Origin of the sequence: uncultured Campylobacter sp. (genome assembly GCF_938045465.1) — a bacterium.
Classification (GTDB): Bacteria; Campylobacterota; Campylobacteria; order Campylobacterales; family Campylobacteraceae; genus Campylobacter_B.
Window position 1 is genome coordinate 1 of record NZ_CALIBF010000131.1, and the last position, 9,597, is coordinate 9,597.

General features: G+C 46.1%; 7 protein-coding genes and 1 tRNA gene. 4 read left to right on the forward strand and 4 right to left on the reverse strand.

Annotated features, from left to right (window positions below; all coding sequences use genetic code 11):
- Positions 1-987 precede the first annotated feature (987 nt).
- Both Q0413_RS06415 and dapE read left to right on the forward strand, forming a co-directional pair.
- Entirely contained in the window at positions 988-1,584 is a 597-nt protein-coding gene (locus Q0413_RS06415) for a LysE family transporter (protein WP_298988156.1), read from the forward strand.
- A gap of 15 nt (positions 1,585-1,599) precedes the next feature.
- A complete protein-coding gene (gene dapE, locus Q0413_RS06420; RefSeq protein ID WP_298988157.1) occupies positions 1,600-2,778 on the forward strand; it encodes a succinyl-diaminopimelate desuccinylase in 1,179 nt (392 codons plus the stop codon).
- Between the two features lie 1,068 nt (positions 2,779-3,846).
- Here dapE and Q0413_RS06425 read toward each other — a convergent pair.
- The 3 genes from Q0413_RS06425 to Q0413_RS06435 form a co-directional block, all read right to left on the reverse strand.
- Positions 3,847-4,410, reverse strand: coding sequence for a methylated-DNA--[protein]-cysteine S-methyltransferase (locus Q0413_RS06425; protein WP_298988159.1), 564 nt, complete (start codon positions 4,408-4,410; stop codon positions 3,847-3,849).
- Between the two features lie 143 nt (positions 4,411-4,553).
- A complete protein-coding gene (locus Q0413_RS06430) occupies positions 4,554-6,455 on the reverse strand; it encodes a hypothetical protein (protein WP_298988160.1) in 1,902 nt (633 codons plus the stop codon).
- 25 nt (positions 6,456-6,480) lie between these two features.
- Positions 6,481-7,293 carry a M23 family metallopeptidase gene (locus Q0413_RS06435; RefSeq protein WP_298988161.1) on the reverse strand — a complete coding sequence of 271 codons (813 nt, stop codon included), beginning with the start codon at positions 7,291-7,293 and terminating at the stop codon, positions 6,481-6,483.
- A 108-nt stretch (positions 7,294-7,401) separates the two neighbouring features.
- Between Q0413_RS06435 and Q0413_RS06440 the strand changes: the two genes are divergently transcribed.
- A complete protein-coding gene (locus Q0413_RS06440) occupies positions 7,402-8,217 on the forward strand; it encodes a lipid-binding SYLF domain-containing protein (protein WP_298988162.1) in 816 nt (271 codons plus the stop codon).
- A gap of 256 nt (positions 8,218-8,473) precedes the next feature.
- Positions 8,474-8,549, forward strand: a tRNA-Lys gene (locus Q0413_RS06445).
- Between the two features lie 396 nt (positions 8,550-8,945).
- Here the strand turns inward: Q0413_RS06445 and Q0413_RS06450 are convergent.
- Positions 8,946-9,597: GNVR domain-containing protein (locus Q0413_RS06450; RefSeq protein WP_298988163.1), on the reverse strand; the 652-nt coding region annotated here is incomplete at its 5' end.

Here is a 9,597-nt window from a genome sequence, read left to right on the forward strand (position 1 = left end):
GATAAAATTTACGGCGCGATTTGGCGTTGCGGCGAAATATGCTCTGAGGCGCGCCTGTTTTGCGGGCCAGATTTTACGGCGGGCGATAAAATTCAAAATGAAGGTGTAGCCAAATTGCAGGCACGCGGCTAAATTTCAAACGCACATACGGTTAATTCGGCACGCGGCTAATTGAAGCGGACAAACGTTGATCGGGCTCCGCGGTCGGATTTTTAAAATTTGTGGATAAAATTTTAAGACAGGCAGAACGGCGGGATTGTATCCTTCGTTGAGTTTTTAAAATTTACGGATAAAATTTTAAGGCGCGATTTCGCTTCGCAAAATTTTATCTGCGATCGTGAGCCGTTTATAAGCGCGGATGCGCGAAATTACGCAAAGCAAAATTTCGGCGGGCTAAATTTTACCGCCGCGATCTTTAAATTTACGCGACTAAAACTTACCGACTTGCGCGAGCCGCCGTTCGTCGCCAATCTTTGCTAGTTTAAATTTCGCCTTGCGAAATTTAGCTTGCAAACTTAGCGACGCGGCGAGACGGTGGATTTTGCCTCGCAAAATTCAAGCCGTAAATTTAAACCACGATCCGTGCGTTAAAATTTAAAAACTAAATTTGAAGTCTAGTGAGCGGGTCCACCGCACGAATGCTCGTATAAATTTCAAGCACATAATGCTCATATTGAAATTTTGAGACTGAGCGTGTATGTGAATCGCTCGTTAAAATTTCAAAGTCGAGGCGCATGCAAGCGCACACGTTAAAAATTTTAGAGCCGAGCGCGCTACGACGCACGCGTTAAAATTTTAAAATTAAGGCGCATTACGGCGGCGGTTGCGTTAAATTTAAAAACCGATCGGCGGTCGCGCGGAATTTTAGGATTGATCCATTCGCGAAGCTGTGCGTCATCGATCTATTCGCAAAGCCGCGTCCATAGATTTTTTCGCAACGCCGCGTGCCGAAATTTTATAGTAGATTTGGGGATTACAAGCAAAGGGATGCAATCGTTCGTACAAGGGGTTTTGATGGGGCTGGGCGTTAGCGTGCCGATCGGCCCGGTAAACGTGCTGATAATGTCCTACGCGCTGCGAAGCTACACCAAGGCGCTGTGCTTGGGCCTCGGCGCCATGAGCGCGGATATGCTGTATCTAGCGCTATCGGCGTTTGGCATATCGCAGTTAGCCAAAATCCCGATCGTTTTTGCCTGCATATCGGTATTTGGCGCATGCTTTTTACTCTACACGGCGTACGCGATCTGGCATGGCGCGACTAGCTCGGTGCAGCCTGCAAGCGTCGAGGCTTGCTCAGGCGCGGCGCTTTACGGCAAAGGCTTTTTAATAAATTTACTAAATCCATACGTCATTATGTTTTGGCTCAGCGTCTCTGCCGGTACTGCGCGAGCAGATTTCGCGCTTGCCCTTGCGGGGCTTGCAAGCGGAATCTTAGCTTGGATCACGCTTTTTCCGCTTGCGATATATCTAGCCCGCAGCAAGCTTCCAAACATAGTAGTGCGAGCATTTGCATATATCTCGGCGTTTATTTTGGTATTTTTTGCACTAAAGCTTCTATACGCTATAATTTTTGCTAAAATTTAAACCAAAGGATGGCTTATGAAACCGATTGAAATTCTAAAAGAGCTCATCAAATTCCGCTCGCTCACGCCTAGCGACGACGGAGCTTTTAACTACGTCTCGATGCTGCTGGCAGACTTTAGCGAGGATAGATTCGAGCTAAACGGCGTAACTAACGCGATTTTTACCAAGCGCTTCGGACAGGGTCCGCATCTGTGCTTTGCCGGGCACATCGACGTCGTACCGCCGGGCGAGGGCTGGGCGAGCGATCCGTTTAAGCCGGTGGAAGCGGAGGGCTTTTTATACGGGCGCGGCACGCAGGATATGAAAAGCGGTATCGCAGCGGCGATCTGCGCGCTAGCGGCGGCACGCGATTTTAAGGGCACGCTAAGCCTGCTGCTAACCAGCGATGAGGAGGGCGACGGCATCTACGGCACGCGCGAAATGCTCTCTAAATTGCGCGAGCAAGGTGCCCTACCCGACTTCGCAGTCGTTGCGGAGCCTACATGCGAAGTGCGCTTCGGTGATACCATTAAGATCGGCCGTCGCGGCTCGATTAACGGCGTCCTCACACTCACGGGTATCGGCGGGCACGCAGCCTACCCAGATAAATGCATCAATCCTGTCCACATTTTAGCGCCGGTGCTTGCAAGCCTCGCGGGGCATGATCTGGACGCGGGTAGCGAGGATTTCGCTTCGGCTAAGATAGTCATCACCGACATTCGCGGCGGTTCGCAGGTAGTAAACGTAACACCCAAGGACGTACGCGTGATGTTTAACGTACGCGGCGGCGTAGGGCTGGGGCTAGAAGACGTGCGAGACTACGTACTGAGATTATTTGAGCTGGACGCTAAAGACGCGCTATGCAACGAAAGCGAATCCTGCGGCAAGCTAGAAATGAGCTGCACCGCACAGCTGCGAGCAGGCGCATCGCTACACCTCGCGCTAAAAAGCTCCTCAAAGCCTTTTTTAACTCAGCGAAGCTCCAAAATCGTGCAAAAACTAAGCGCTAGCGTGCAGAAGATCTGCGGCGTAGCAGCCGAGCTAAACACCGCAGGTGGCACGAGCGATGCGAGATACTTCGCGGAGTTTGGCGTGGAGACGGCGGAGTTTGGCGTGCGAAACGACACGATCCATCAGATCAACGAACGAGTAGAGATTAGCGACGTCGAAAATTTAGCTAAAATTTTTAGCGATCTGATAGAAAATTTCGGCTAATTTAGAAATTTGGCAAAGCTGCGTAGATTTGATAAAAATTCTTCGTTCTATCAAGTTTCGCTGAATTTACTGAGGTTTTCGCTCGTAGTTGCTTGGCAAATTTTATCTTTGCCGTGCGTCTTACGTAAGAATTTCGCTCTGCGCCTCTTTTGCTAAGAATTTTATACAGCACGCTCGCCGCTTTTACAATTACTTTGCTATGCAACGTCGATTTCGCAAGAAGCCTTAGTAAAACATCGCCACCTCGAAGGCGAGCTTTGACTACGAATGCTACCGCTGCTAGGAATTTTTTAAAAGAATACTACTTTTGCGCGAATTTCAGCAAATAGCGCGGTCTTTGCGCAAAATTCATCTCGCTCTCTTTGCGTAGAATTTCATCTTCGTCAGGTGACTCTAGCGGCATACTGCTGTACTTCGCCGCCTCCGCGAGAAATTTTATCTTTGGCGCACCCGCTGCTTACGCAAGAAGCTTGGCTAGGACAATGCCGTTTCTGCTGAGATACCGCCCGCTTCGTGGATTTATAAATTTTACTTAGTCACATTACCGCTGAGAGGAATTCCGCCTCGCTCTACCGCCTCTGCGGGAATTTTACCCTACCTCGGCAAGCGCGATTTAAGAATTTTACTTTGCTTTGATACGGCGATGTGAAATTTTGCCCGTACGTCGTAGGGACATAAAATTTTAAACCTATGCAAAATTCCGCCGCAAAACCTTGCTATACTCGTTCTATTTTCACAAAAAGAGCTCAAAATTTTACCGCCTCGCGTGCTGCTACACTAAATGCACGCAAGATGAAAATTTATCGAAGGATTTCAGAGCGGAATTTCGCGAGGCTAAATTTTATCACTGCGAAAAATTTCAACCACTCATAGCAGGCGTCTAAGGCGCGATAAATTTAAAATTAGGGCTTTAAGTCAGCATAGCAAGTTTCGCTTCTTGCAAAATTTTAACTGCCTTGGTCGCCGCAAAAATAGAAATTTACAAAATCGCTTTATGAAATTTCGCAGCGTCGCGCGGTAAAATTTTAAAATCAGCGCCGTGCCTGCAAGGCATAATTTAACGGAATTTTACTTGCCCAATTTGGCTAAGCTTTCTCTTTCGAAGTTTAGCAGCCACGCTTTGGTCGCTACGCCGCCCGCGCCGCTGTATCCTCCGAGCCCGCCCGCAGCTACGACGCGGTGGCACGGCACGATGATGGGGATTTTGTTTTTGCCGTTTGCACCGCCTACTGCGCGGCTTGCGCGCGGTCTGCCGATAGCCCGGGCTAGCTCGCCGTATGTTACGATCTCACCATAAGGGATCTCTAAAAGCGCGCTCCACACGGACTTTTGAAACTGCGTGCCATTTTGGCTCAGTTTAACGCTAAAGCTTTCAAGCTCGCCCCTGAAATATGCGCCAAGCTCGTCGGTGCAAAGAGCCAAATTCTTTCTTAAATCGCTAAGCCTTAAATCGCGTCTTTTATCATCCGTAGCACGCACAAAGCCGAATTTAAGCCCTGCGTCGTGTTTTTTAAAGATCTCATCATTGGGCCCGCAGGCAGAGCTTTTGACCCAGTCGATACTGCAGATCCCGATCTCGTCATCCTGAATTTCAAGCATTCCAATGGGCGAATTAAAAAAGGCTTTTTGCATCTCAATCCTTTCAAATTTTTACCGATTTGATCAAAAAAATTTTAAAAAGCGCTCGTTGCGGTGTAAGCTAAAGCTCGAAAACGGCGGAATTTCATACGGCAACGCAAATTTTTAAAATTTATCTGCAATGCGCCGCGAAGCCTCTACTCAAACCGTACGATGTTTACTAAAACCCCGTCGAAAACGTCTTGCTTAAAAAGCTTGATCTCGCGCACGATATCTGCATTGTCGTCGTCGATGACGCCGTTTTTGACGAGGCTGTCCTCGATGAGCTTAAAGATAAAGGCGTGGTTGCTGACGTCAGAGATACCGCTTTTAAAGCCCATTTCAAGGCGCACCGGCACGCCTATGTGCACGCCGCGCAGATCCTTGGCGATGTAAAGATCAGCGATCGTGCGCACCATCTTTTTCGCCATTTGGTAGCTCGCCGTGGACGACAAAATATCATTAAGGCCGAAATTCTCCATCAAAAGTGGAATACGAACGCGCGCCAAAACCCCTTCGCCAGGCTCGCTCGCGCTCTTTTTCAAAAACGAAATTTTAATCCTATGCGCGATGCCTATGAAACGCGGCTTAAGCTCGATGAGCCTAGCTTTAGACGCTTGCGGTAGCGAGATAGGACGCGAAGAGCTTGCAATAGGCAGAGCCTGCGGACGCCCCGTCAGGCGCGCGCTCTCTTTCGCAGGCGCTTTGCGCACAGGCTTGCCATAGAAATTTACGGGCTTAGTCGCAAAAGTTGATTCGCTCCCAAAAGCAGCAGACGCGGGCTCATCACCAAGCGCCCCCTCCGCCATAGAAGAAGCAAACGTAGAATTCTCACCCGTTAACGCGGGCTGTGCGGATTGCTCAAATTTGGGCGCAAATTCATTTCCCGCTTGCGGCGGCAAATTTAAAGGGCGCCACTCTTGTGCGGAGCTTTTCTGCTCTAAATTTTGCCCGGCGGAATTTTCGGGCGCGTAATTTTGCCCTTTTGCCAAAAACATTGAATTCTCACCGACGAAATTCTCATCTTGAGGCATAAATTCCGAGGCATTTTCTAAGGCAAAATTTGCGGCACGGCAGCTAGCGAAATTAGCGCTTTGCCCCTTAGAGAAGTCGGAGCCTTGAGGCTTGCAATCATTTGCGCACTTTATATCAAGCGCAGAATTTGCGAAGGTAGAATTTTTTGATGCAGAGCTTTGCGCCGTAGAATTTTTACTTCGTAAGTTCGCGCGCTGCTCTGCTACAAACGAATTTTCAGCCGTAAAATCCTCTGCTTGCGGCATAAAATTAGAATTTTGCGCCTCAAATGCGGAATCTTTCACGAGCGCAGAGCTTCGCGCAGAAACAAAATTTCGCGATGTAGGAATGAAGCTTTGCCCTTTGGCAGAATTCGCAGGCGCAGAGCTTTGCGGCATAAAATTTTTACTTCTCGCGTTTGCGCTCTCTTCGAAACTAGCAGCAAGCCCCACGCTCACGTCATCCTGCGCAGCATCATTTTGCGAAATTAAATTCTCGCATGCCGTATCCCACGCCGTATCTACGCAAAATTCCGCCCGAGCCGCACCATAAAATTCTGCTTGCGAAACATCTTGAAATTCCGCCTGCGAAGTAAAGCCTTGCGCACTCTGAGCGCTGCGCGCAGGAAAATCTCGCTCGCCGCGCCTCGCATTTGTGGCATACGAGGTCTTTGCCAAGCTGCCGCCAGCCTCGGGCGAAACTGCGCCCGAATCTCCGCCGCAAAAGCTACCAAAATCGCAGGCGCCGTCAAACTCCGCATAGCCATCTGCCGCGCGGAGACGATCTGCGCGGGCTTTCTTTTTGGGCGTAGAAGGGAGCGTGAGCCTACCTGCAAGCTCGCGTCCACCGGAGTTTAAAATCCCAAAAATTCTAGCTCTAAAACGCTCGAACTGCTCGCCACTGAGCGAAATTTTGTCGTTTAGGCTCTGCACGCCGAAGTCTGCAGCGGTAAAATTTACGATCGCTCCGTCCCTACTCGCGACGCGCACGCGACCCTTGACCGAGCCTTTTAACTTAAAATCGCTGCCTGCGAGAATTTTTTTCATCAACTCCTTCGGATTGTAGGGCATTTTAGCGCTCGCCAAAAACCACTTCATTAAATTTAGCGACGAAGCTTAGCGGATTGACGCTCACGCCGTTGATCGCGATGCCGAAGTGCAGATGCGGGCCGCTGACTCTACCGCTCTCGCCCGAAAGCGCGATTTCATCGCCTTTGCGAACGTGATCGCCAAGCGCCACTTTGATCTCGCTTAGATGATAGTACTGCGAATAGATGCCGCCGCCGTGATCGATCACGACCGAACCGCCGGCATAGTAGCGGTCTTTGGCGATGACTACGACGCCGTCATTGGCGGCGCGCACCGCAGTGCCTACCGCGGCACGATAATCGGTGCCGCTGTGATAGCTTTTAAGCTCGCCATTAAAGGTGCGAGCATTGCCGAATGCAGAGGTTATTTTGGAGTTTAAAGGCAGCTCAAACGGCGTGGAAAAAAGATAGCGCGGCGTGGTGATCGCATAGATCGCGTTGGCTTCGTCGAGCTCTTTTTTGATACGCGCGGCGGCTTCTTTAGGTGGTTTAACTTTGCCTGGAGCGACACTTAGGGCCTCTTTTTTATACTCACCCTTTTTCAAAGCAACGATCTGCTCGTGGCTGCCGCTTTGATCTACTATTCGCAGCGCGAAATCTCCCTTAGCACGGTAATTCGCTGCTAAAACGGCGATTTTATCGCTAGAATTTGGAGCCATGATGAGAGGAATTTGTTTTGAGCCAAAGCTCAACTCGGTTGTGCTTTTATCTAATTTTAAGATAATAACGTCACCGTTTACTATGTCTAAAGCGAAAATTTTGATCGCCAAAAGTGCAAAAATAGCTAGAAATTTCATAAATTTTCCAAAATTCGTTATTTTTCATCAATTTTTTGTTAAAAATTAGCTAAAACAAATGAAATTGCTGTTATAATAACGAAAATTCAATTTTAAAAGGATTAAATGATGAAAAAGTTTTTGCTTCTAGCATCTGTTGCACTTTGCGGTCTTTTGCACGCGGACGTCGTGGCAAATCAAGAGGTTATAGCGGCGACTAACGTCGTTAGATCTTTCGTAGCGGCTAATAACTTCGGCACCGATGAGCGCTATCTAACCAGCGCCAAAGCCGTCGCAATCCTAACCGACGTAAAACGTTTAGCTGCGGGCGCATCGCTACAATACGGCGATGGAATTTTTAGCGTCAAAGGCGAGAACGGCGAGTGGAGTTCGCCGATTTTTATCAAATATAAAGGCTACGGCGTGGGCTTACAAGCAGGCTACGAGACGAGCGACATCGTGATGATCTTTCATACTACGAAGTCATATCAAGACATTTTTACTGGCACAGACACCCTTGAGATCAATGTAGGTGCTGCGGCGGGCGGCGTAGGTAGAAGAACAGGTCGCGCAACCGATCTACCTGATATTTCTGCATGGATGGTAAGCCCGGGCGAGCAAACAGGCGTCTACCTAGGCGTATCGATCGACAACGGCAGAATCACTATCGACGATCAGCTAACTAACGACTTCTACGAGAGAATTTACGACTACGAGGACATCTTAAATGACTCTCCACGCGCGAATAAATACGCAAAAAGATGGAAAGAAGTGATGAGGAAGTATTTTACAAACGGCGAGAAATACGGCGCTAGCAGCAGTGCGGCGATACCTGTAAATCACGTGCAGAAAAAATATCCGGACGGCAAGCCGATCATCTCAAACCGCTCTCCTAGAACTCACGCTAAGGCTACGCGAAGCAAAAAGGTTAAAAAAGCAAAATAAATTATCGAGCCAAGCCCCGCTTATGGGGCTTCTTGCTTTGGCTTTGCATTGAGTTTATGCAAGAGCGTTTAGATGTGAAATCGAAACGTATAGGTTATTTTTTAAGAAAATTTATTGATTCTTTACTAAAATATTTTATTTAATTTTTATGAGTTATTAGATATATAAGGATCGAATAAAATTTTATGGAATTTAACGAAATTTTTATAAAATTTAATCAGTTTTTTATATTTTTATCACTACAATTATGTTTCTTGTCTCGTTAGCTCAGTTGGTAGAGCATCTGACTCTTAATCAGGCGGCCGTAGGTTCGAATCCTACACGGGACACCAATACTTTTTTACATACAATTATAGAATTTTAATCGGCGATTTTTAATTAATACACCTAAATTTATAATTACGATGCTTTTGTAAATGCAAATTAGGGCCACTCGAAGTAATAAATGACTTTTTCGATAATGTATCCAAGCGATAGAATTCGATGCATAGATAAAATTTAATAGTCATAGCTAAAAAGCAAAAAACAATTCTAGCTTTGATACTGTAATAGCTAAATGTCATTCTTACTCTTTAGTAAAATAGTATTGCTAATTTAACGTCAATACTATTTTACTAGAGTTTGCGCAACATAATATTCCATATAAAGCGCCGCAGTAGGGAGTTTTATCAAAAGCAGCCTTTACATTCAGCCGTAACGCCCGAATATAGAAATAAATTATTTAAAATTTATCTATTTTCGGAATTGCAGGTTTTAAATTTATCATAAACCAATACTACAAAGGTAGAAAGCATAAGTCCTATTATTGCAGATATTACTAAAATGATTAGTTTTTTAGGCTTTGCTGGGCGATCAGATAAAACTATATTAGAAATTATATGAGAAGTTTTAAAATTAAAATCAGAAAGCCTACTTTCTATAATGCTCTTTTTCTTCATTAAATCAGGAATTTGTACTAGAGTTATAGCACTAATTTCGTCACTTATTTTAGGTATATTGTCGTTTAAAATTTTGTCTTTTATATTCATTAACTCCATCAGTTTTAATTCGCCAGCATCGCTAAGCTTTTCTTTCTTGTTCAGCATATCTATTTGATCGTCTATTTTGGCTATCTGAACGCCTTTTAAATATTCTATGCGTTCTTTTAGATTACGAATTTTATTATTTTTTAAATAAGTTATCTGCGAATCAATACTTATCAATTGTTCACGTAAAACCTTTTTATATTCATCTAAAACTATAGCATCTTCTTCGCTTAAATCTGCTACCATCTCATCTATATGTTTTTTTAGTAATTCGTTTGATTTGGCAAACGCCGTTATAATAAATATATTGGCGCTATCTTTATCAGCGACGATACTATCAACCATTACGTTCTTG